We start from the raw sequence: 22,033 nt of genomic DNA, 5'->3' as shown, positions 1-22,033 counted from the left end.
TATTCACGCGTTACGGACGCGATTTTAGAATCGACACAATATTTGAACAGTTGTTCATCTATTCAACTATTTTGCGAGGCGGGCGAATTCGTACGGTCGACCCCCGTCGTGGACGACCCCTATCGACTCTCCGCCACTCGTCCACCCGTGATTCGCACCACGCCCAGCGCGTGCTCGCTATCCTGAACATCGACTGCTCCCGCCGACAGCGCCCGCCGCGACTCCTCGATTCGTTCGTCCAGCACGTACCACGGCGGTTTTTCGAACGCGCTGATATCGCCGGGTGTGGAGGCGAGAACGAGTCCCTTGAAAGCCAGATTCACGGGCCACGAGTAGGTCCGTGAACTCCGCCCGGCGTCGAGGAGCGCGAGATGGCCGTCGGGACGGATTCCGTCCAGCCAGCGGGTGACGGTGCCGTGCGGGTCGCCGAGCATCCCGATGACGAACGTGGCGAGGACGGCGTCGACGTCCTCGCGGGGCGAGGACGTCGCCGCGTCGGCCTGCACGACGTGGACGTTCTCCCAGCCTTCGCGGTCGATTCTGTCCCGTGCCTGTTCGAGCATCCCCCGCGTGAAATCGACGCCGACGACGCGACCTGCCGGGCCGACGCGCTCCCGCAGATGGGGAAAGTTCGCGCCGGTCCCACAGCCCATCTCGATCACCGTATCGCCGGGCGAGAGGTGGAGTTCGTCGGCGACTCGACTTCGGAGTTCGGAGAGGCCGGGCGTCGCCACTGCAAGGAGGTCGTATAACTGCGCCCACCGTCCGTAGAACTGTTGTGCGGCAGTCGTTCCACGCCGTGACATGCATGGTCGTACGACGGAGTCCGATAAAAGAAATCGGGCTGTCACCACGAACGCCGGAAGTGTGAACGTGATTCGACACGAGGACCGACGAGGCGTGATTCGTACTAATCTCGTTTGGGAAATTCGAAGTATCAAATCTATTCAATCGAACGGATAGATCCGAATACGGACTGATCAGAAAACGTCCACAGGGCTAAAGTAATTCGAGGTTCGTACTTATACTACGTGACAGTCGCGATGACAGACTCCGGTGATTGAGGACTGTCATCAAAGCCAACTGTTCGGAGGATGGGACGGTTTCGGAGACAGTATTGGACACACTACGAGGCGCCCCCATCCGTCATCGAAACATAACGGGTCCACTCGGAACGACGGACACGACGAAACGAAACTTCGAAACCACGAACGAGTGATACGTCGGCCGGACCCGAAGCTACAGGCGTAGTTCGAAGAAAAATGTCACCTCGTGTACCCCTACCCGAGGTAAATAGAGAGTAATGCCGGATTGGTATATACTTTGTGTGTGCCACTTCGGCGCGCGGACATAAACGACCCGCACAAGCAACCAGGACAAACACAGAATGAACGGGACAATACAAAACGAAACCATGCAATCACCGTCTGACTCCGGAGAGATTCCCGCTGATTGGGAGCGATCACCCATCAGAGGCGACGAGATCCAACTCCAGCATCGGGACGGAGATATCGCCGTGAAGGCAGTCAGAGCGTCGATTGCGGACGAATGGGAACTCGAACTGGAGGACAGCATCGGAAACAGATACACCACGATTCGACCGGTCGGCCGCGTCGCAACGCGCGACCGTGCCGTCTCGGCACTTCTCTCGCTCGCGGAGACCGTCAACGACATCCGTCGTGAGCGGGAGGACGTTCGACCGGACGACATCGTCCGCGAAGTACAGCGCAGCGAGCGGGTTCCGGTTTAAACGATTTCCCGCGCGATTTCAGCCACTTCTTCCGCGGAGTCCCCGAGAACGTAGACGATGGGCTCGATACCGTAGCCGCCGGTCTGATAGAGCACCGTCGCGTCCGGCGTCCCGTCGAGCGCCGTCTCGATTGCCGTGCCGAGGTCGTCGTACTCGGCGTCGAACTCGGCGGTCGCACGGCCGGTCGATTCGAGTCGTTCCACGATTTCGGGCGCGTACCTGATGTTGAGCGCGGCGTGGACGTCCGCTCCCTCGTTCCGGGCCGCGAGGAGGATGGAGGCGACGTGCCCGCTGACGCCGAACTCGGGGTCGGCCGGAATCGTCGCCCGTCCCTTCACGTCGAAGATGCGACCGGGAATCCCGGCCACGTCGTCGATGCTCTCGGCGTTGGGGAGACATTCACAGAGGTTCGACCCGACCGCCGGAATGAGCGACGTGAAGCCGCTCGTTCCCTCCACGATGTGCACGCCGCGGCGCATGGACGAGAGGACGCGTTCGGTCGCCCGTAGTTCGTCGTCCGGGTCGTGAACGTTGAAGTCGCCGCCGTACCCCGCCAGTTCGGGCATCACCTCCTCGTGAAGCTGTGCGATGAGGTCGCGGTCCTCAAGCCGTCGGATGAGCACTTCGACCTCCACGAGCGCCTGTAACTGGCTCATGCTCTCGGTCGCCAACCCCTCGCCGATTTCGTCTACGAGGCGGGCGACCCGTTCGTCCTCTCGAACCCGCTCGTTTCCCGCCACGTCGCCGTGCGCGTACTTCGAAACCGCGCTCTGGCTGATGCCGAGGGCGTCCGCGACCTCGCTCTGGGTCAGGCCGCGCTCCCGAAGGTCCTCGGCGAGCATCGACCGAAACGTCGGGAGGAACTCCTCGACGACGACTTCCTCCGCGAACCTCACAGTTGGTCACCGCCGAACTCGTGGTCGCTGCCGATTCGGGACGCCTGCGGTCCGGCTTGGTCCTGATATTTCGAGCCGCGTTCGGACCCGTAGGGTCGGTCCGAGGGGTTCTTGAGTTCCGTGAAGATGAGCTGGGAGATTCGGGTTCCCGGCTTGAGCGCGACCGGCGCGGTGCCGAGGTTCGACAGTTCGAGCGTGATCTGGCCGCGATAGCCGGGGTCCACGACGCCAGCAGTGGCGTGGACGACGACCGCGAGTCGCCCGAGCGACGAGCGTCCCTCGACGTGTGCCAGCAGGTCCGACGGGATTTCGACGCGCTCCTTCGTCGTTCCGAGGACGAAATCGCCCGGATGAAGGATGAACTCGTCGCCCTCGTCCACGATGGTTTCGGTGACGTAACTGTCCACCTCGTCCTCGCTGTCGGGATGGATGCAGGGAATGTTGGTACGTTGGAATTCGAGGAACTCCTCGCCGAGTCGGAGGTCGATGCTCGCCGGTTGAATCTGGAGGTCGGGTTCGTCTATCGGTTCGACGACCAGTTCCCCCGATTCGAGCCGTTCGTGAATGTCCGCGTCCGAGAGTATCATTGTCGAAAACAGGGGAAGGGGTACCTAAAGGCTCTCCGGTCAATGGGCGTTCGTCGGGGGGATTCTCGGGACACGAATCGGAACTAGCCGAGCGCTCCCATAACGAACAGCAAAACCGCGACGATTCCGGCGGCCGCCGCCGCTTCACCGGTCGGGAGCCGTCGGGCGTGTTTCAACCCGTACGTCCAGACGACACCTTGCCAGAACGCTCCGAGGGCGGAGACGAGTAGCGTCCCTCCACGGGCTTTCGCGATGAGCGACTGGAGTTGGTCCGTCAGGAGTTCGACGTCGCTTCCCGAAAGGTCGGCGTGCCGGAGCGCGATGTAGAACAGTCCGAGACCGACGAGCGCCTGCACCAGCGACGGCAGCATTCCCCATCCAGCGACCGCCAGCGTGTTGGAAAACGACCCCTCGCCGTCGAAGAGGGCGGAGGTGACGTGCAGTCCGACCGCGGTTAGCGGCCATCCGACGATGATACCGACGAAGACGAGCGGGACCTTCTTCTGGAACTCCTTCCAGAGGAGGTTGCCGACGACGACGGTTTTCGTCTTCGGTTGTGAACAGCCATCGGACACCGGATTGTCCTGATAGAACTCATCGTTGCAGAACACGTCGGCGGGGCGATTCGGGTTGTCTATCTGCGTCGTCCCGGTCATTCGTTGGCTCAGCGACCATCCAATAACTCCGAAGATCGCCGTCGAAAGAAGCGCGACGACGAGGACGACGGCGAACGCGCTTCCCAGACTCGGTCGCGGCGTTCGTTCCTCGAAGAACGTGTCGGGGCGAAAGAGGGCATCCGAAAGCATACATTCGCATATTTGTCATGTATAATAAGCTTTCTCGAATCGAGTAGGAGCGCTTTAGTTCGCCACACCACCATCCAGAGGTATGAAACAGGCCATCGTCGCTCGCACCGACATCGGAATGGGGAAAGGAAAACTCGCCGCGCAGGTGGCTCACGCGTCGCTGTCGGCGTACGAGGATACCGGAGACCGGGCACGAAAACGGTGGAAGGGCGAGGGTCAGAAGAAGGTCGTCCTGAAGGCGGGAAGCGAGGAGGAACTGTTCCGTCTCGCGGAGAAAGCACGGGTGGAAGGACTTCCGAACGCTATCATCCGCGACGCCGGACACACGCAACTCGACCCCGGTACCGCCACTGCCCTCGCCGTCGGCCCCGCCGACGACGACCTCGTGGACAAGGTCACCGGCGACCTTTCGCTGTTCTGAGAACCCTCCGAAATATATCAAATCCGAAATCTTTTGCCGACACGGTCGCTTCTCTCTGCTAGGGCATGTACTCTGTTGCCACGTGTCACATTGTCAAACGCAACGTTGGCAGAGACTTCGCGGCCATTCCGTTCGATACCGATGGATAAATCGACCGTCCGTGCCGTTCTCGACACGCTCCCCGACGTTTTCTACGTTTTCGATGCAAACGGCAGGCTCGTCGAGTGGAACGACCGACTGACGACCGTCACCGACTACGACGACGACGAACTCCGGGGCATGGCTCCGTTGGATTTCATCCCGGAAGCGGACGCGGAGATGATCGCCGAGGCGATCGACATGGTGTTGTCGGGGACGAGCGCGGAGACGCGCCAGTCCGCACTCGTGACCAAGGACGGCGACCACGTCCCGTACGAGTTCAACGCGACGCGGATCACGACCGAGGATGGAACGGTCGCCGGATTCGCGGGAACGGGCAGAAACCTCTCCAAGCGACGGAAACGCGAGCGTGAACTCCGACAGCAGCGTGACGAACTGGAAACGCTGAACCGCATCAACGAACTCGTCCGCGAGGTCATCCACGAACTCGTCGACGCGGCGACGCGCGAGGAAATCGAGGAGGTGGTCTGCTCCCGGTTGGCCGATTCCGATCTCTATCGGTTCGCGTGGGTCGGCGAACACGATATCGTCGAGGACAGTATCATCTCCCGCGCACACGCTGGCGACGATGGAGCGTTCCACGAACTCGTGGGCGAGGTCGAAGCGACGAACAATGTTTGGGAACGACCCGCGACGACGGCGTTTCGGACGGAACGACACGTCGTCGTCCGTGATTTTTCCGAGACCCCTGCCCTCACCGAACGCCTTCGAAAGGAAGGGAGGGAACAGGGACTTCGGTCCGGAATCGCCGTTCCGCTTTCGTACGGGGAGACGACCTACGGGGTGTTGGTCGTCTACGCGACGCGTGCGAACGCTTTCAGCGAGCGCGAGGCCGCCGGGTTCGATGTACTGGGCGAACTCGTCGGGTTCGCCATCAACGCCGCCGAGAGCAAGAAACTCCTCGCGACCGACAGACCGGTCGTGGAACTGGCGTTTCGTGTCACGGACGATGAAGCACTGCTGGTCGATCTCTCGCGCCGAATCGACTGCACGCTTACCCTCGATGGCACCGTCCCGGCGTCCGACGGTCGCTATCTCTACTACGTTCGCGTCGAAGACGCATCGCCGGAACGGGTGGCCGAAACCGCCACGACGGTCCCGAAAATCGACGAGGCACGCATCGTCTGGGTGCACGACCACGAGGGACTGCTCGTGCTGACCGTTTCCTCGTCGCTGGTCGAGAGTTTCATCGAATCCAGCGCGAAGGTGCAGACGGCACGCGCACACGACGGGAGGGAAGATATCGTCGTGGAAGTCCCGAAGGGAACCGATATTCGGACGTTGATGTCGTCGATTCGCTCCTCGCATCCCGACACCGAACTCCTCGCGAAACACGATCTCGAACGAACCGAACGCTCCGAACAGGATTTCAGGGACGCGCTCTCGACCGAGTTGACGACGAGACAGCGCTCGGCGTTTCGAGCCGCGTATCTGGCCGGCTACTACGACTGGCCGCGCGAGAGTACGGCCGAACAAATCGCCGAGTCGATGGGTATCGCACCCGCGACGCTCCACCAACATCTCCGAAAGGCCGAACGGAAACTCGCATCGTCGTTTTTCGACGAATCTCCGGACTGAACTCCGGACATCTATGCACGATATTGCGGTATGGTAACCACTCTCACTCAACCAACGTACGTAGGTAGCGCGTACTTGTCCCCCAAGTACTAGTACACGGTTGATGATGGAGAGACACACGAAAACCGAGACATCGCCGAGAGAACGAACCGAACTATCGGCAGAGGTGCTGTTCGACGTGCTGAGCAGTTCCTACCGCCGATACGTCCTCTCGTATCTCGCAGATGCGACGTCACCGACCGAAATCGGTGACCTCGCGTACCACGTCGCGGCGTGGGATGCGGATTCCAGCATCACCGAAATTCCAGACGACGACGCCGACGAGGCGGAGATTTTGCTGTACCACGTCCATCTGCCGAAACTCGCGGCCGCCGGTCTCGTCACGTACGACACCGAATCGGGAATCGTCTTTCCCGGTGAGTCCATGGATTCGGTGACGGATCGCATCAGCATCGTCGAGTAGGGTTTTTTAATTCCGTTCGGGCACAACCTCCGGACGAATGCGCGAGGCACATCCCATCGAGAGAGTGGTCGGCATGGAGTATTACGTCAGCGACGCGGACGGCGTGGGGGGAACGCTCCGCGAGACGAACGAGGATTTCCGGGTGCGGGAAATCGAGCGGTTCGACGCGGAGCCGATGGACTCCGATACGGGGTCGTACCCGTATCTCGTCGTCCGTGCGACCCTGCACGGGTGGGATACGAACGATTTTGCCCGGAGTCTGTCCAGCGCGCTCGGTATCAGCCGGGAGCGCGTGTCGTGGGCCGGGACGAAGGACAAGCGCGCGGTGACGACCCAACTGTTCAGCCTCCGGAAAGTCGATCCGGAGGACCTCCCGGAGATGCGAGCCGTCGAACTGGAACCCGTCGGGCGAGCGGGCCGTGAACTCCTGTTCGGCGACCTCGTGGGCAACGAGTTCGAGATCACGGTTTCGGACCCCGACCGCCCCGAAAACGCGGACGACATCGCCGACCAACTGTGCGAGTTCGCCGGAGGCGAGGATTCCCTCGCCGTTCCCAACTTCTTCGGACAGCAGCGATTCGGAAGCCTGCGGCCCATCACGCACGAGGTCGGCCTCCACGTCGTCCACGAGGAGTGGGAGGACGCGGTGATGGCCTACGTCGGCAACCCGTTCGAGACGGAACCCGACGACACGCGCGAGGCCCGTCAGCGCGTCGAAGACCGCGCACCCGATTGGGACGCCGTCCTCGACGCCCTGCCGAACCGACTTGGGTTCGAGCGCTCGATGGCTCACCGACTCGTGGAAAACGGCGGAACGGACCCCGAGGATTTCCGGGACGCGCTCGAATCGCTCCCGACGAACCTTCAGCGGTTGCTCGTCAACGCCGCCCAGTCGTACGTGTTCAACCGCATCCTGAGCGAGCGGCTTCGGCGTGGGCTTCCGTTCGACAAACCGGTCGCCGGAGACGTGGTCTGTTTCGCCGAGGAAATAGACGGCTTCACCGTTCCCGACATGGACCGCCAGCAGACCGTGAGCGAAAAGCGCGTTCGGACCATCGAACGCCACTGTCGGCGCGGGCGGGCGTTCGTCACCGCACCGCTGGTCGGCACCGAGACGGAACTCGCCGAGGGGGAGCAGGGCGACATCGAACGCGAAATCCTCGACGACCTCGACCTCGAACCGCACGATTTCAACCTGCCCGGCGAGTTCCACTCGACCGGTACCCGCCGTGCGATACTGCTCGGCTCCGAGTTCTCGCTCACTCACGACCCGCTCTCGTTCGAATTCTCGCTTCCATCCGGCTCGTACGCCACGGTCTTCTTACGCGAATTCCTGAAGGCGAACCCGTTGGAGATGGGATAACAAGCTGGAGATGGGATAGCGGGGCGGCCCCGGCCGCGTGTATAATCCTTCACCGTACTTCGCTCCACGGCTCCGAGGGCATATGGTGAACCCCGGCGTGACTCCATCGATGGCCGGTCGCAAGGGAAGGGTGATTTCGATACTGCTCGCCGCGGTCGTTTTCGTCTCGACGACGGTCACGCCCGTCCTCGCGGAGGGCGACGACGCGCCGATGGTGACCGGACTCCCCGCCGGAGTCGTCTTCATCGCCGGAGCGGCGTTGTTGGTGTACAGCGTCGAGAAACTCATCGGATTTCTTACCAAGGCCGCCGTCGGTCTCGACCTCTCCCTGTTCGTCCTCGCAATCCTCTTCACCGGCATCGAGTTCGACGACGTGGTCTTCGGGGTCGCGACCAACGTCGAAAACTTGGACGGCGTCGCGCTCGGCGTCGTGTTCGGCACCGCGCTATCGCTGACCGGAATCACGCTCGCGCTGGCCGCCATCTTCACGCCCTTCGAGGTGGACGTTCCCCGCGACTACCTCGTCCTGTTCGCGCTGTCGCCGTTCGTGATGGTGCCGTTCGTGCTGTCCGGGAGCGTGACGCCCTCCGATGGCGTCGTCCTCATCGCCCTGTTCGTCCTCGTCTTCGGCTACATCGTGTACCGGGAATCGAGTCGCAACACTCCCGTCTTCCGGGATACGGAGGTACGGGAGATGCTGGACGGTGGTGTCGTCCGCCCCGCCGCCGACGACATTCCGTTCGTCCCCGACCGCGAACTTCCGGGAATCGCGTGGTTGGGTCTCTCGGTCGTGGCGCTCGTCGGTCTCGTCATCGGTGCCTCGGCCATGTCGATGGGGACGGAGGGAATCGTCACGACTACGGCATCGAGGACACCGTGTTCGGGGCGACCGTCGCGACGGCCGTGTTGACCGTCGAGGACCTCTTTTTGACCATCGAACCCGTCCGGCGCGGCGCGCCCGAAATTGGCGTCGGCAACGTCGTCGGGAGCGTCCTCTTTTCGGTGACGGGGAAAATCGGGGTCATCGCGTTGGCGGGGAGCATCGGCATCGGGTCGTCCGTCCTCGTCTGGCACCTGCCCGTGTTCGTCGTCGGGACCGTGCTCGCGGCGTACTTCATCCACACCGGTCGTCTCCGGCCGTGGCAGGGGTACGTCCTGCTCGGCCTGTACGTCGCCTACTGGGTCGTCAGCTTCGTCGTCTTCGGCGGCGCGCCGATAGAAATGTAGATTCAGTTTCCTCTCGAAGTTGTCTTCTATCCGATATTTATCTTTCTCTCACCGACCTCGATTCCGAAACGCCGACGTTAAACGCCGCGATTGGCAATGAACGCGCATGAACTGTCGGCAGTGTGCGTCCTCGCTCGAACGACCGGGCGACTACTGCCTGGTCTGCCGGACGCAGAACGCCGACTCCGTCGTCCTCACCGTCGCCCGCGACCACGCCGAACTCACGATGCTCCGGGACGAAACCGTCGTGGGGAAGACCGGCGTCCGGACCACGCCGGAGGACGGTGAAAACGAGGTCGTCGAACTTCGCAACTTCGCGGGGCGCATCGCCGACGAAGTCCGCCGAAAACACCCCGAGGAGGTGTACGCGGCGGGCAACCGCGACGTGATTCGGGCGATTCGGGCGAAACTCCACCACGACTTCTATCGCGTCGGGGACGAGGACCCGGTCGAGGAGGTGCTCGCCGCCGAGGGGAGCGCTCGCTCGAAGTCGTGGACCTCGACCCGAGCGAGAAACTCGGCGGCTCACACACCACGCTCATCGGCAACCACGACGGCATGCGGGTGATTCGGGAAGTCGCTTGCCACCCGCACGTCAAGAAGGTCATCCCCGGTCCCATCAGCGCCGGGGGGTCGAGTTCGGACTCCGGCGTCCGCGCCAAGGCGACCCGCGCCGACGAGAACGGCAACGTCCGTATCCTCCTCCGCGACGGCTCCAGCGTGCAGGAAAACCGCGTCGTCACCACCGCGATGGACCGCGAACTCGGCGAGCGGATTCGGGAGGATCTGAACGAGGCGCTACGGGAGAGCGGATTTCAGTAGCCCACGAACCGGATTTCGGTTTTCGTTCGACGCGTCCGTCGGTTGGTCTCGCACAACCTTGTCTAACCGGCGCGTGGTGCTGTGCGCGGTTGCGTTGCGGTCTCATCGACGTCTGTACTTGCTGTCACGGCGAAACGATCAGCGACTCTTCGCCAGCGTGCAGCCGTAACTTTTGTAGTCGAATCTCCCGATTACATTCAACTACACCCGTTTCTGACGCAGCCCCAGCCCTTTTGGGCCTGCGTAATTATATGTAATTACATGGCCTCACGCTACGACGCGATACTCACGGCGATTCCGACGCTATCGGGCGGTGGATACGTGGCCGGGCAGTTCACGTCGTTCCCGATGGCCATCCTCGGTCTGCTCGGGGCGCTGTTGGTCGTCGGGTACGCGTTGGCTCGACCGCCGGTCTGAACTCAAAGGGTTTATCTGTCCTCTCGGGTTATTTCTCGGTACTATGGCCGAAGACTCTAAATCACGAACCGGCAGTGCCGGTCGGTTCGGAGCGCGATACGGTCGCGTCGCGCGCAAGCGCATCTCCGAAATCGAAGCGGACATGAACGAGAACCACACCTGCCCGGACTGCGGAAGCGACACCGTGGACCGACAGGGAACGGGCATCTGGGAGTGCGGTCGGTGCGGCTACACGTTCGCCGGTGGTACCTACCGCCCGCAGACGCCCGCCGGACAGACCGTCAAGCGCTCCATCCGCGCCGCATTGGCTGACGACGAATAATGAGCTACAAGTGTTCGCGCTGCAAGCGGGATGTCGAACTGGACGAGTACGGCGGCGTCCGCTGTCCGTACTGTGGCCACCGCGTTCTGCTGAAGGAACGGAGCCGCGACGTCAAGGAAGTTCACGTCCGGTAACGCCCGTGTCTCACGACGCGTTTCTCGAATTCGATTACGACTCCGAGGAGCGTGCCGTCACGGTGTTCCGAAGCGTCGAGCAGGAGATCGGCGAGATCGACGACGAGCGCTCGCGGACGACCGTCGAACGGGACGGGAAGACGATGCTGGTTACCGTCGAAGCGGCGGACCTCGTCGCCCTCCGCGCGGCCCTGAACACGTGGCAGACGCTGATCGGGGTCGCCGAAACGGTCGCCGGAACCGCCGACTGAACGGGTAAAATTCGACCGTCTGATCAGTTGACTGTCAGTCTAGCTTTTTCGGATATGTTTTTTGCCGTATCGACGCATTTGTATTCATCGGGTTCCTTACGATAGCACCGTGTTCCGAAGTAGTCCGGGAACGAAGTGCGTATCGTGGCGTCGAACCACCCCTGCCGGGGGGCGATAGTCGTGTTCGACCGACTCAACCCATTCGGGAGTAAAAAGGATAGCACGGGTGGAACGGATTTCAAACGAGGCCACCGCATCGAGATCCGATGTCCCGAGACGATGACGCCGATCGCCACGGAGCACACCGACCCCGACGACTGGGATTCGAACGTTCCGGAGGGAGAGGGAGTTGCAACCTACGACTGTCCCGCGTGTGGCGGTCAGCACCGGTATCTCTGGGGGCCGCCGGTACCGCTCTGTTTGGACGACGATAACGACGACGACGAACTCGTCCTGTTCGAGGGCGAGTAGACGACGGTTCGAGAACCCCGTTTCAGTTTTCGCTCCATACGCTATCTTCCGGCGTTCGCGTGAGCGTTCCGTCTTCGTCCCACGTTTCGACTACCTCGTCGAGGCCTTCCCGATAGCTTCGATACCGTGGTTTCCAGTCGAACGTCTCCCGGAATCGATCGTTGGTGGTCGGCATCGATGTCGTCAGCAACTCGACCGAGTTCTTCCCAACGAGCGGACGCGCAAGCCAGCCCGGTATCCGTCGCGGCGTCGGGGCGCCGAGTCGTTCTGCGAACGCGGTGAACAGCGTGGCGACCGTCACCGGTTCGTCGTCTGTAACGTGCCAGAGACCGCTCTCGTTCGATTCGGCCGCCGTGGCGAACGCCCGCGCCGCGTCTTCGACGTGGAGTATCGAGAGCGTCGCGTCCCGTCTACCGAGGAGTCCGCCGCCGAGAATCGGGAACTCCCCGTTCAGCAGTCCTTCCCCCATCTGTCGAGTGTGCGCCGAGTCGGCCGAGTAGAACCAACCACAGCGAAGGATTCCGACCTCGAATCCGTACTCCTCTCCACCTCGGCGAACGACGCGCTCCGCTTCGAGCGCGGAGCGCGTGACCCGGTCGGGATGCGGCGGCGAGTCCTCGTCGAATCGACCGCCGTCGGGTTGGCGGGCGACCCAGACGATACTCTGGAGTAGCAGGCGCTTCGCGTCGATTTCGTCGGCGACCGCCACGAGGTTCCGCGCGCCTTCGACGCGCACTAAATCGTTCCGCGTCCACTCCTCGTCGGTCGGTTTCAGACTCGTCGGAATGGCAGTCGCGACGTGAATCAGCACGTCACAGCCGTCGGCCGCCTCCACCAGCGATTCCCGGTCGAGAACGTCCCCACGCCGAGGTTCCCCACCGTTCTCCGCAACGAGTTCGTCGCCGCGCTCGTCCCGCGCGAGGCCGACGACGTGATGGTTCCGTGCCGAGAGTTCCGCGACGAGACGACGGCCGAGGACACCGGTCGCACCGGCGACGAAGACGTTCATACTCGATGTCACGACCGCCCCGCCAATACGGGTTTTGCCGCGTGTGCCGGATGGTTCTCCCGTTTCGGACCCGGTGACGACTACGAACTATGTTCGCCCGGTTCGAGTACCGGTCGAAACGACGGCGGAGCGTGCCGGGCGTAACCCGTCCAAAGTCCTTCTGGCTCTCTCCGCGCGAGTAAAAGCGGGGCTTTTTCAGTCCAGACGACAAGGGACGGGTATGCAGGGTAATCTTCCACCGGAAGCACAGGAGAAGCTCGAACAGCTGCAGGACCTTCAGGATACGGCACAGCAGGTCGCCGTGCAGAAGAATCAGGCCGAAACACAGCTCACTGAATCGGAGAACGCGCTCGAAGAACTCGAAGACATCGACGAGGACGCGACGATGTTCCGCGAAGTCGGCGAACTGTTCGTCAAGACCGGCTACGACGAGGCTCAGGAGGACCTCGAAGACAAGGTCGACAGCCTCGAAATCCGCGTCGAGACGCTGAACAAGCAGGAAGAGCGTGTCCGAACCCAGTTCGAGAAGCTGCAGGGCGAACTCCAAGAGATGCTCGGCGGCGGCGCGGGCGGCCCGTCCGGCCCGACCGGTCCCGGCGGCGCTGGCGGCGCGTAAGCGATGCCCAGCGACGAAGCGGTCGTCCTGACTGCCTCGGAAGCGGCCGAGGACCTCATATTCGAACGAATCAAGCAGTCGAACGTCAAGGATTTCGACGTGACGGTCACGTTCGAGGAGGGTATCCTCGAAGTGGACGTGTACGTCAACGCTCCGAACGCGGATCGGGACGAGGAGAAGGTGGCGAACGATGCTGCACTGGCCGCCCGCGCGGCGGTTGACGAACTGTTCGCCGAGACGGAAGCCGAGGAATCGGCATAACGTCACTCTCCCGACTTGCTTATTCAAGCCGAATTATTATAATAGATAGTGCAAAAGGAACACTGTGACGAGTCACCAGTCACTGGCCCGCCCGGAGGGCGACCGCCGAAAACGGCGGAACCGGCGCGCTTTCCTCGCGCCGTGAGACAGCGCCTTCGGGGCTGACCCGCCCACCCGCCACCCATCGGGACAACCGATGACCGGGACACATTTCCCTCGGGCGAACCGGCAGCAATCGAGTGGCAAACGCCCTCCCAGCCGGGAGACAGCGAGGACCGACACGATCGACTGCACGCCGGGACACGCCGAACATGGTGACCCGAAAACCCTCGGCGGAGACGCTGGGGGGGAGTAGGCTCGCGTTCGGACGCACGGGGATGGTACGGTTTTCGGGGAGTTTACGAGGATAGATTCGCTGCTGTTTCGGCTTTCGGACCGTTTTCGGCACATCGGGTGTACAAAAAGTGACTACTCCGCCCTTGGCTTGAGGTTGCCGTGGGCGTGAAAGACGCCGTCCGGATCGTAGTCGGCTTTGACTTTCGCCAGTCGCGTCGCGTTCTCCCCGAACGGGACCTCCGAGGACTCCTCTTCGAGGCCGGGGAAGTTGACGTACTGCCCTCGGGCCTCGGGGAACCCCTCCATCTCGTCGATCGATTCGCGCACCCACGAGATGGCTGCCTCGGTCTCCCTGGGGTCGTCCCAGTTCGCCTCGAAGTTGAGTCCGTACGGCGCGTCGCGGTGTGCGAACGCCGTCTCCGTCTCCCCGACGCGGGAGACGCGCCGCCGCCCTGCCAGATGTCCACGGTCGAGAGCGCCACCGGACACCGCTCGGCGCAGGCGACGACGGCGTCGATCACGTCGTCGTTCAACGCGTCCAGATACAGCGACTTCCAGTAGTAGAACCGCCCGCTCGGGTAGTCCTCGTCCAGCATCGTCTGGAGTTCGACGTAGGAAATCGTCCCGCTGAAATCCGCGACCGGTTCCGCGAACGCACGAACCGTTTGCAGTTCCTCCTCGCCTTTCTCCGGCGTTCCCGCGTAGCATCCGAGGACGGCGATTGCCGGGTCCCCCCACGACGCTTCGGGGAACTCGGGCAGTTCCGGAACCCACGCGTAGAACGGGAGCAGGCTCACCTCGTCCGGAGCGTCCGGCGCGTATTCGCGGAACGAACGGAGGACGTCGGGTGCCTCCGCGCCGTCGAACCAGACGAAGCACGTGGCGACGTCCGGCCCGACCGGATGGCAGTCGTACTCGAACGCCGTGACGACGCCGAAGTTGCCCCCGCCGCCGCGGAGCGCCCAGAACAGTTCCTCGTGTGAGTCCTCGCTCGCCGTGAGGAACTCCCCGTCGGCGGTCACCACGTCGGCGGAAACGAGGTTGTCACACGAGAGGCCGTACTTCCGCCGGAGGTGTCCCATCCCGCCGCCGAGGGTCAGCCCCGCGATTCCGGTGTCCGAGACGACGCCGCCCGGAACCGCCAGTCCGAACGCTTGCGTCTCGCGGTCGACGTCCCCCCACGTCGCCCCGGCACCGACGCGAACGCGTCCCGCTTCGGGCGTGACGTGCACCCAGTTCATCGGTTCGAGGCTCGATGACGAGGCCGTCGTCGACCACCGCCCGTCCGGCGACGCCGTGACCGCCGCCGCGTACCGCAATCGGATAGTCGTGGTCGCGGGCGAAATTCACGGCCGCCCGAACGTCCGCGACGCCCTCACAGCGAGCCACCATCGCCGGACGCTTGTTTATCATCCCGTTCCAGACCCGGCGAGCATCGTCGTACGCCGGTTCGTCCTCCGGCGTGACGAGGTCGCCTTTGAGTTCCGCTCGAAGCGTTTCCACTCCGATTTCTGCCGTTTCGGTCGCCATTTTTCCCTCCCCCAATCAGAGTAGGCGAGCGGCGTCGATAAATGCGACTGCAATCGTTCGATATCCTCAGGCGAGGAAGAAGACGAGAACGGCGATGGCCGTCACGGCGAGGATAACCGCACCAGCGAGCGCCGCGCCCATGGCGATGACGGCGTTCGCGTGACTGGCCAGCGTCTCGGTGCGGTCGTTGCCGAAGACGGTGACCTCCGCGTACTCGCTCTCCATTCCGGCCTCCACGGGTTCGAGGTCGGCGGTGGCGTCGTCGACCAATCGCGTGACGAGACCGATGAGTTCGTCGTGGTCGATTGCGCCGCCGACCTGATTCGAGGACTCGACCATGTTCACGATGTGCGTGTCCGTGGTCATCACTTCCACCTCGTCCGCCTCCACGGTTTCCACGATTCTGTCACGGAGGCCGGGTTCCATGTTGTTACCGTCCACGAGGACGTAGGCCGTCCGCTGGTCCGCAACGTCGAGCACCGCGACGCGGACGCCGAGCGGGCCGATACCGTCCGCTGGCAGCCACTCCGTTTTGTCCCACGCGACACCGAGTTTCGGACGGCCGCGTTTCGTCATCCCGAGTTCCTTCGCCGTTCCTTTCGCGGCCTGAATCATGTGGAACGAGCGCTCGCTGCCGGGGTAGATGTGGCCGATGTCCTCGCCTTGAAGCCCGTTGTTGCAGTTGTGTGCGTCCACCAGCATCACGTCGTCCAACCCGCTCGATCGGGCCTCGGCGGCGGCGGCGAGACCGACCGCGTACTCCACGTCGTCGGCGTACTCCGGGGAGTAGGTGGCGACGAGGAGCGCGTCGTCGCCGAACGCCTGTCCGAGCAGTTTGGCGTCACCTTCCTGCGTTCGAACGCTCCGACTGGCGTCGTCGCTGTACTCGATCCGTTCGTAGGCTTCTTGGGCCGTTTCGAGGAGGGTATCGACCTCGCGCTCGGTGACGAGGTTGAAATCGTGTCCGGCGGTGGCGTGCGGCGGGAACGCGAGTCCCTCCGACTGGGCGGCGACGCGGCGGGGGAGGTTGCCGCCGCCGATTTCGCCCATCGGACCCGGGTGAATCATCGGGAGGACGAACCGTGCCTTCTCGCTGCCGCCCTCCCGACGAAAGGAGAGGACGGTGACGGGGACGACGGCTTGTTGTCCCATCTGCTCGAAGAAGTCCTCCAGTTCCCGGGTTCCCTCCGCGATGTGACCGATGAATCCCCGAAGGAAGTCGAGCGCGCTGACGCCGAGACTGCGCCGCCACGGGCGGTCGATGACGACGAGAAAGCCGTACACCGCGAGGGCGTACATCCCGCTGATGATCCCGAGCACGATGAAATCGCGCGGCGTGATGATACCGAGTGCGGCCGGTGCCTTGTCCCCCCGTGCGAGGAATTTCTGCACCAGCGGTCCGCCGACTTCGAAGACGCGAATCGTCTCGCTGTAGATGAAAAAGAGGACGGCGGCGGTGCCGGTTTGGATCCCGGCCGGAATCAGGGAGACCAGAAACGACGTTCGCGAGACGGCCATCACGATGAGCAACCGAAATGCAAAGACGGACGCGAGGCTGAAGAGGAGCACGTCGAAGACGAACTGCTGATCCAGTTTCGTGAGCGCGGCGATGATACCCGCTATCGACAGGACGGCGACGACGATGATCTCACACGTCAGCGCGAGCAGCGACGACCGATTGTAGGTCAACTGGCCGCTCAGGCGGCGGTCAACCGGCGTCGTGAAGACGCTCGCGATGACTGTCGGCACCCCGATGAAGAAGATGCCTTCCCACGCGTCCTGCAGGATATACTGGGAGTCGAATGCCCCGACACCCGCAATCGCGGCGATGAGGAGCGCAAACGCGATGCTCGCGTACCACTGCGGGGCACGGAAGATGTACCGGGACAGGCTCGCCAGGTCGCTCTGGGTCGCTGTCATTGGCGAAAAGCTACGCCGCGAAGAGTTAAAGGATGCTACTCGCAGAGATCCTGGAAGTTTTCGAACACTTCCTCGCCCTCTTCGGTATGTGCGACCTCAGGATGCCACTGCACGCCGTACAGGTCGCGGTCGGTGTCGCTCATCGACTCGATACCGCACACATCGCTGGCCCCGGTGCGCTCGAACCCGGTCGGAACCTGCTTCACTTCGTCGGCGTGGCTGGCCCACACGCGGGTTTCCGGCGCGAGCGATCCGACGAGCGGGTCGTTCTCGTTGTCAATTTCGACGGTCACGTCGGCGTAGCCGCCGTACTCGCCCTCGCCCACTTCGCCGTCGAGGACGTGTGCCATCACTTGCATGCCCAAGCAGATACCGAGCACCGGAATATCGAGTTCGAGGTACTCCGCGCAGTTTCCGATGTCGTCCATCGACGGGCCGCCCGAGAGGACGAGGCCGTCCGCGTCGATATCCTCCGGCGGCGTATCGTTGTCGATGAGTTCGGTGTCGATTCCCATGTCACGGAGCGCCCGGTGTTCGAGGTGGGTGAACTGTCCGTGGTTGTCCACGACGAGGATTTTCGTCATTGGCGGGCGATATGGAGGGCGCGAATAAAAACACCTCGTCACCGTCGCGACGCGACGGCACCGATTCTCGTCAGCGACGGATCACTATCGCCGCCCCGAGGAGCACGAGTGCGGCGATGAGACCGCTCACACCGGGATGTTTGAACACGATGTTCGGTCCCGGCAACGTGTTGTCGTCGGTCGTTCCGTGTGTCGTCCCGCTCGGCTTCGAGTGCGTGGTCGTCTGCTGTGTCGTCGTCTTCTGCTGCGTCGTCGGGGTTTGCACGTCGAGCGTTCCCGCTTTCACCCCGTTGACGGCTACCTCCTGTTTCCCGGACGAGGTCGCCTCGTAGCTGTAGGTGACCTTCTTCGTCGCCCCCGCTCCGACCTGCACCCGTTTTCTGTCACCGACGGAGTCACCGACCGCGAGGACGGTCGGAATCTCCCCGGCACCGTCGCCCGTGTTTTTGAGCGTCGCGGTGACCGTCACGGTGTCCCCCTTCGAGACCTGTTGTTTGTCGAGCGACGCGCCCGTGACCCGGATGTTCGACTTCGTCTTCTTCACCGTCACGGGAACCGTCGTACCGGCGTGGCGGCCGTTGTTATCCTCAACCGTCACGTGAGCGATGTAGTTTCCGGGGGTTTCGTAGACGTGCGTGGTCGTGGGACGGGTCGTCGTCTGATCGACCGTTCCGTCGTTGTCGAAGTCCCAGTGGTACTTCGTCGGCGAGCCACCCGAATCGCTCGTTTGACTCGCGTCGAAGGAAACGGGATTTCCGGCACCGGCCGTGCCGCTGACGCCCACGACGGGGTTGAGCGACTCACCACACGTTCCGGCGTGGATGCTCACGGGTTCGTCCATATCGAGTTGTTTCGAATCGGGGTTCGAAACGCTGCCCGTGAGGAAGGACCACGACGTGACGTTCTCGTGCGCTTCCGAGGGGTTGTACAGTGCCGCGTCCCGGTTCCACGAGGGCGTGACGGTGATGTTCGAGTCACCCGGCAGACCGCGGAAGACGCCGCCGTCGGTGCGCGACCCGGCCCACATCCAGTCCAACTCGTTGCGGGACCACTTGTCGTCCCGGTGCGGATACGTATCGTCCATCAGCACCCACTTGCCCGAACTCGGCAGGCCGCTGAATTTGAACGTCACCGTGCTGATCGGGAGACTGCCGCCGGTCCGGCTTTTGTTCATCCGGTCGTGAATCATCACGAGACTTATCACGCCGCTCGGGGCCTGATAGAGGAACATCGTGCTCCCGTTCTCGTGCGTGACGGATTTCGTCCCGAAGGAGCCGTAGGCCCAACTGCTCTTGTTCGTGTACGGGGACTCGTAATCGTAGAAGTCGACGACGTTCTTGCTGCCGTGAATCGGCGACACCTGCGTACACGATCCGCCCTGCTCGACGGCGTAGGTGCTGTGATGATTCGTCGGCGCGTCGGGGAGAGGGCCGTTGGGAATTCCCGGTGGGGGGAGCGCGACGGCGGTCCCGACCGAGCAGAGGACGAGGAGGGCGATAAGCACGGGGCGAAGCTTCATTGCACCGGTCGCCTCCGAATGCGATACTGCGTCTGTGTGGCTGGATACGTCATAATCACGATTCTCCGATAGCACGCGATGTGCGTGCTCTACCGATTTCCGAGACAGTCGTGATTGCCTTTGTTATGGGCCACCTGCGGGCCGCTTAGGCCGTTCCTTCGGCGAAAACCGCGTTTTGGGATCGAGGGGTGACCCGTCTCGCGAAGGGAATCGCGACGGCGAACCACACCGCACAGTACTAGCGTTCCGCCAACAGCGCGGGCAGGTCATCGACGGAGTCGATGACCGCCGCCGCGTCCGCCGATTCGTACTTCCGACGCCCGGAGTCGCCCGTCAATCCTCCGGTCAGCACGCCGACGCCGAAGTACTCACGGTCGGGGTCGGCTTCCGCGGCGTTCACGGCCGTCTGGATGTCGTCCAGCGTGTCCCCAACGAAGACGACTCGTTCGGCGTCGAACCGCTCGGCGAGGGTCACCAGCGCGTGCGGGTGCGGTTTGCCCTGCTCCCAGTCGTCCATCGTGAACCGGCGGTCGTCCGAAACGTCCAGTCCGACGCGTTCGAGGGCGATGTCCGCCTCGGCACTCGGCCTGCCCGTCACGACGCCGACGGGATAGTTCGCGGTGAGCGTTTCTACCGTCTCGGCCGAGATGAGGACCGGTTCGTCGTTGATGTACCCTCGCGTGTCCAGCGTCGGGTCGTCCCCTTCGAGGTCGGCGTACAGGTCCGCGCCGAGGTACAGTTGCTGGAACACCTCGCGGAGCGTCGCGGGGTCCCATTCGGTGCGCACTCGGTCGTGGTCGTCCTCGGGCAGTTCCTCCTCGACCACCCGTTCTGCGGCGTCCAATCCGCCCCCGTTCGCGGCGATTCGGTCGGTGAACTCCTCGATGGTGTCATCGAGGCTCTCACGGGACGCGAGGACGTACAGCGCCACCGCGTAGGTGAGTTCCCAGTCGTTGTTGAATCCCGATGCGTCCTTGAACGACTGGATGGCGTCCTTGGGCACCGTGTCGTCGTAGACCCGCTCGACGGATTCGAGTATCGCCCGCCGGTAGGAGTTTGCCACGTCCACGAGCACCCCGTCGATATCCAGCACGACAGCGTCGGCGTTCATACCATCGCGTTCGTCCGCGGCGATAAGGATGTGCCGAATCGAGGGAGAACCCATCGTCGATCACCACCCGCGGTAACGCGTGACTGTCGAACCGACTATGGTCGTTCGCTCTCATGGTCCGTGCATGGATCACGACGAACTCCAGCGACTTTACGGGAGCGACGAATTTTATTGGGGGACCGATCCCAACGGGTTGGTGGAGACGGTACTGGAGTTCGCACCCGAACGAACGGCACCCGCAGCGGTCGATATCGGGAGCGGCGAGGGTCGGGACGCGGTGTATCTCGCCGAACAGGGATACGGCGTTCTCGCGGTCGATCCCGTGCCGAACGGGCTACGAAAGGCCGAACGACTCGCCGAGGAGCGCGACGTCCACATTCAGACCCGCGCGGCCGACATCAACGACCTCGATTTCCCCGCGATGGACGTCGTCTACTCCTGCGGTGCGCTCCAGTATCTCCGCCCGGACAACCGCGAATCGCAGTTCGAGCGGTTCAAAACCGCGACCACGGACGGCGGGATTCACGTCCTGTTCGCCTTCGTGGACCATCCCGAGATTCCGACCGCACCCGACTGGGGTGACAACGAATTCTTCTACGAACAGGGCGAACTCGGAAGCTACTACGACGACTGGGAACTGTTGAAGGAAGACGAGTTCGTTTTCGACGACGAGTCCGGCGGGGAACCACATCAGCACGCCGCGGAAACCATCGTCGTGGCGAAACCCGAAGCGTAGACGGTCATCGTCGTCGTCGTTCGTCCCTTCGAACGTTTTTCAGCCGAATAGTCAATATATCTGCACGGTGTCAAGGAATTAACTAAATTCCCGCCCTCCCTTCGAGTGCAGATGGAACGATACACCCTCCGAGTCATCGGCATGAGTTGCAAGAGCTGTGAAAACATCGTCCGAAGCGAGGTGACGGGACTGCGGGGCGTGAGCAGCGTCGATCCGGACGCACGAGCCAACGAAGTCGTCGTTCAGGGGGAACCAGCGACGGAATCCCGCGTTCGACAGGCCATCACCGAAATCGGCTACGACGTAGCGGAGTAAGCGCCAGGAACGAAGAACGGATATTTTTATACTCACTCGCGCGCCCAGAACAGCGTCTCGCCCGGAATCGTCTCCCGCCGAACCGGCACGGACGGCCCGTCGCCGCCGAGGGTCGTGAAGACGAAGTCGGCGTCACACTCCTTCGCGACGGCGAGGGCGGGTCGGTGGAGTTCCGGCGGCAAGTTCCGGGCGTACAGCAGGTCGGACCCCGAATACAGTTCCAGTTTCGGCTTCGTCACGTCGTCCAGATGAAATCCGACGCCGTCGGGCACTCGTCGTGGGACGATATCGGTCGCGGTGACGGCGACACCGGCCGCCGCGAGTTCGCCCGCGACGTCCGGTCGATTTCCGATTCCGATCTCGACGGCGCGCTGATAGTTGGCGAGCCGCATAACGATTTCGTCACGGGGTTTCGGGTCCACGGCGGGA

27 protein-coding genes and 2 pseudogenes are annotated in these 22,033 nt (G+C 62.9%); 17 read left to right on the top strand and 12 right to left on the bottom strand.

Features of this window, described 5'->3' with window-relative positions; translation table 11 throughout:
- Positions 1-119: 119 nt before the first annotated feature.
- Positions 120-806: a class I SAM-dependent methyltransferase gene (locus tag A4G99_RS13680; RefSeq protein ID WP_066144601.1), complete on the bottom strand. Its 687-nt coding sequence runs from the start codon at positions 804-806 to the stop codon at positions 120-122.
- A 608-nt stretch (positions 807-1,414) separates the two neighbouring features.
- On the opposite strand from A4G99_RS13680, the gene A4G99_RS13675 reads away from it, so the two are divergent.
- A complete protein-coding gene (locus tag A4G99_RS13675) occupies positions 1,415-1,750 on the top strand; it encodes a hypothetical protein (RefSeq protein ID WP_066145250.1) in 336 nt (111 codons plus the stop codon).
- Here A4G99_RS13675 and A4G99_RS13670 read toward each other — a convergent pair.
- The 3 genes from A4G99_RS13670 to A4G99_RS13660 form a co-directional block, all read right to left on the bottom strand.
- Complete coding sequence (locus A4G99_RS13670; RefSeq protein WP_066144598.1) at positions 1,747-2,646, bottom strand: thiamine-phosphate synthase family protein; 900 nt, start codon at positions 2,644-2,646, stop codon at positions 1,747-1,749. The two genes, A4G99_RS13675 and A4G99_RS13670, sit on opposite strands and share 4 nt — an antisense overlap.
- Positions 2,643-3,233, bottom strand: coding sequence for a dCTP deaminase (dcd, locus tag A4G99_RS13665; RefSeq protein WP_066144595.1), 591 nt, complete (start codon positions 3,231-3,233; stop codon positions 2,643-2,645). Before dcd ends, A4G99_RS13670 begins: the two co-directional genes overlap by 4 nt.
- Positions 3,234-3,316: 83 nt before the next feature.
- Positions 3,317-4,039 carry a Yip1 family protein gene (locus A4G99_RS13660; protein ID WP_066144592.1) on the bottom strand — a complete coding sequence of 241 codons (723 nt, stop codon included), beginning with the start codon at positions 4,037-4,039 and terminating at the stop codon, positions 3,317-3,319.
- An 82-nt stretch (positions 4,040-4,121) separates the two neighbouring features.
- On the opposite strand from A4G99_RS13660, the gene pth2 reads away from it, so the two are divergent.
- The 12 genes and pseudogenes from pth2 to A4G99_RS13610 all read left to right on the top strand — a co-directional run bounded on the left by pth2 (position 4,122) and on the right by A4G99_RS13610 (position 11,667).
- Positions 4,122-4,460, top strand: coding sequence for a peptidyl-tRNA hydrolase Pth2 (gene pth2 / locus A4G99_RS13655; protein ID WP_066144589.1), 339 nt, complete (start codon positions 4,122-4,124; stop codon positions 4,458-4,460).
- A gap of 141 nt (positions 4,461-4,601) precedes the next feature.
- A complete protein-coding gene (locus A4G99_RS13650; protein ID WP_066144586.1) occupies positions 4,602-6,197 on the top strand; it encodes a bacterio-opsin activator domain-containing protein in 1,596 nt (531 codons plus the stop codon).
- A 103-nt stretch (positions 6,198-6,300) separates the two neighbouring features.
- Positions 6,301-6,660: a hypothetical protein gene (locus A4G99_RS13645; protein ID WP_223301877.1), complete on the top strand. Its 360-nt coding sequence runs from the start codon at positions 6,301-6,303 to the stop codon at positions 6,658-6,660.
- A gap of 37 nt (positions 6,661-6,697) precedes the next feature.
- Positions 6,698-8,023, top strand: coding sequence for a tRNA pseudouridine(13) synthase TruD (truD, locus tag A4G99_RS13640; protein ID WP_066144583.1), 1,326 nt, complete (start codon positions 6,698-6,700; stop codon positions 8,021-8,023).
- Between the two features lie 82 nt (positions 8,024-8,105).
- Positions 8,106-8,933, top strand: a complete 828-nt coding sequence (locus A4G99_RS27325) for a hypothetical protein (RefSeq protein WP_223301876.1) — start codon at positions 8,106-8,108, stop codon at positions 8,931-8,933.
- Entirely contained in the window at positions 8,900-9,250 is a 351-nt protein-coding gene (locus A4G99_RS27320; RefSeq protein ID WP_255359098.1) for a hypothetical protein, read from the top strand. Before A4G99_RS27325 ends, A4G99_RS27320 begins: the two co-directional genes overlap by 34 nt.
- Before the next feature lie 106 nt (positions 9,251-9,356).
- Positions 9,357-10,072: pseudogene (locus tag A4G99_RS13630) on the top strand (DUF2103 domain-containing protein).
- A gap of 261 nt (positions 10,073-10,333) precedes the next feature.
- Positions 10,334-10,489, top strand: a complete 156-nt coding sequence (locus A4G99_RS25970; RefSeq protein WP_190303757.1) for a hypothetical protein — start codon at positions 10,334-10,336, stop codon at positions 10,487-10,489.
- A gap of 43 nt (positions 10,490-10,532) precedes the next feature.
- Positions 10,533-10,811, top strand: coding sequence for a 50S ribosomal protein L37ae (locus A4G99_RS13625; protein ID WP_066144580.1), 279 nt, complete (start codon positions 10,533-10,535; stop codon positions 10,809-10,811).
- Positions 10,811-10,945, top strand: coding sequence for a DNA-directed RNA polymerase subunit P (locus A4G99_RS13620; protein ID WP_066144577.1), 135 nt, complete (start codon positions 10,811-10,813; stop codon positions 10,943-10,945). Before A4G99_RS13625 ends, A4G99_RS13620 begins: the two co-directional genes overlap by 1 nt.
- A 5-nt stretch (positions 10,946-10,950) precedes the next feature.
- Positions 10,951-11,196, top strand: a complete 246-nt coding sequence (locus A4G99_RS13615; RefSeq protein WP_066144573.1) for a KEOPS complex subunit Pcc1 — start codon at positions 10,951-10,953, stop codon at positions 11,194-11,196.
- Between the two features lie 144 nt (positions 11,197-11,340).
- On the top strand, positions 11,341-11,667 hold the full coding sequence (locus A4G99_RS13610) for a hypothetical protein (protein ID WP_066145243.1): 327 nt from the start codon (positions 11,341-11,343) through the stop codon (positions 11,665-11,667).
- Positions 11,668-11,689: 22 nt separating this feature from the next.
- Here the strand turns inward: A4G99_RS13610 and A4G99_RS13605 are convergent, their stop codons facing one another.
- Positions 11,690-12,676 carry an NAD(P)-dependent oxidoreductase gene (locus A4G99_RS13605; protein WP_066144570.1) on the bottom strand — a complete coding sequence of 329 codons (987 nt, stop codon included), beginning with the start codon at positions 12,674-12,676 and terminating at the stop codon, positions 11,690-11,692.
- Positions 12,677-12,896: 220 nt separating this feature from the next.
- On the opposite strand from A4G99_RS13605, the gene A4G99_RS13600 reads away from it, so the two are divergent.
- Both A4G99_RS13600 and A4G99_RS13595 read left to right on the top strand, forming a co-directional pair.
- Entirely contained in the window at positions 12,897-13,292 is a 396-nt protein-coding gene (locus A4G99_RS13600) for a prefoldin subunit beta (RefSeq protein WP_066144567.1), read from the top strand.
- 3 nt (positions 13,293-13,295) lie between these two features.
- Positions 13,296-13,553, top strand: coding sequence for a DUF3194 domain-containing protein (locus A4G99_RS13595; protein ID WP_066144565.1), 258 nt, complete (start codon positions 13,296-13,298; stop codon positions 13,551-13,553).
- 79 nt (positions 13,554-13,632) lie between these two features.
- Here A4G99_RS13595 and A4G99_RS28780 read toward each other — a convergent pair whose 3' ends face one another.
- From A4G99_RS28780 to A4G99_RS13570, 6 genes and pseudogenes are all read right to left on the bottom strand, one after another.
- Positions 13,633-13,764, bottom strand: coding sequence for a hypothetical protein (locus tag A4G99_RS28780; protein ID WP_255359097.1), 132 nt, complete (start codon positions 13,762-13,764; stop codon positions 13,633-13,635).
- A gap of 257 nt (positions 13,765-14,021) precedes the next feature.
- Positions 14,022-15,419: pseudogene (locus A4G99_RS29855) on the bottom strand (FAD-binding oxidoreductase).
- Between the two features lie 66 nt (positions 15,420-15,485).
- Positions 15,486-17,339 (bottom strand): DUF2070 family protein, encoded by a 1,854-nt coding sequence (locus A4G99_RS13585; RefSeq protein ID WP_066144563.1) that lies wholly within the window; start codon positions 17,337-17,339, stop codon positions 15,486-15,488.
- Positions 17,340-17,374: 35 nt separating this feature from the next.
- On the bottom strand, positions 17,375-17,923 hold the full coding sequence (locus A4G99_RS13580; RefSeq protein WP_066144560.1) for a GMP synthase subunit A: 549 nt from the start codon (positions 17,921-17,923) through the stop codon (positions 17,375-17,377).
- Positions 17,924-17,993: 70 nt separating this feature from the next.
- Complete coding sequence (locus A4G99_RS13575; RefSeq protein WP_066144557.1) at positions 17,994-19,442, bottom strand: PKD domain-containing protein; 1,449 nt, start codon at positions 19,440-19,442, stop codon at positions 17,994-17,996.
- Between the two features lie 238 nt (positions 19,443-19,680).
- Positions 19,681-20,553, bottom strand: a complete 873-nt coding sequence (locus A4G99_RS13570) for a TIGR01548 family HAD-type hydrolase (RefSeq protein WP_066145240.1) — start codon at positions 20,551-20,553, stop codon at positions 19,681-19,683.
- 124 nt (positions 20,554-20,677) lie between these two features.
- On the opposite strand from A4G99_RS13570, the gene A4G99_RS13565 reads away from it, so the two are divergent.
- The gene (locus A4G99_RS13565; RefSeq protein ID WP_066144554.1) at positions 20,678-21,289 is read left to right on the top strand and encodes a methyltransferase domain-containing protein; all 612 of its coding nucleotides are present in this window, start codon (positions 20,678-20,680) and stop codon (positions 21,287-21,289) included.
- A gap of 111 nt (positions 21,290-21,400) precedes the next feature.
- Positions 21,401-21,604 carry a heavy-metal-associated domain-containing protein gene (locus A4G99_RS13560; protein WP_066144551.1) on the top strand — a complete coding sequence of 68 codons (204 nt, stop codon included), beginning with the start codon at positions 21,401-21,403 and terminating at the stop codon, positions 21,602-21,604.
- Between the two features lie 32 nt (positions 21,605-21,636).
- Here the strand turns inward: A4G99_RS13560 and A4G99_RS13555 are convergent, their stop codons facing one another.
- Positions 21,637-22,026, bottom strand: coding sequence for a UPF0146 family protein (locus tag A4G99_RS13555; protein ID WP_082837844.1), 390 nt, complete (start codon positions 22,024-22,026; stop codon positions 21,637-21,639).
- Positions 22,027-22,033: the final 7 nt, after the last annotated feature.

Source organism: Haladaptatus sp. R4, assembly GCF_001625445.1.
Taxonomy (GTDB): Archaea; Halobacteriota; Halobacteria; order Halobacteriales; family Haladaptataceae; genus Haladaptatus.
The sequence above is the reverse complement of the archived record's forward strand: the minus strand, read 5'-3'. Positions and strand labels throughout refer to the sequence as shown.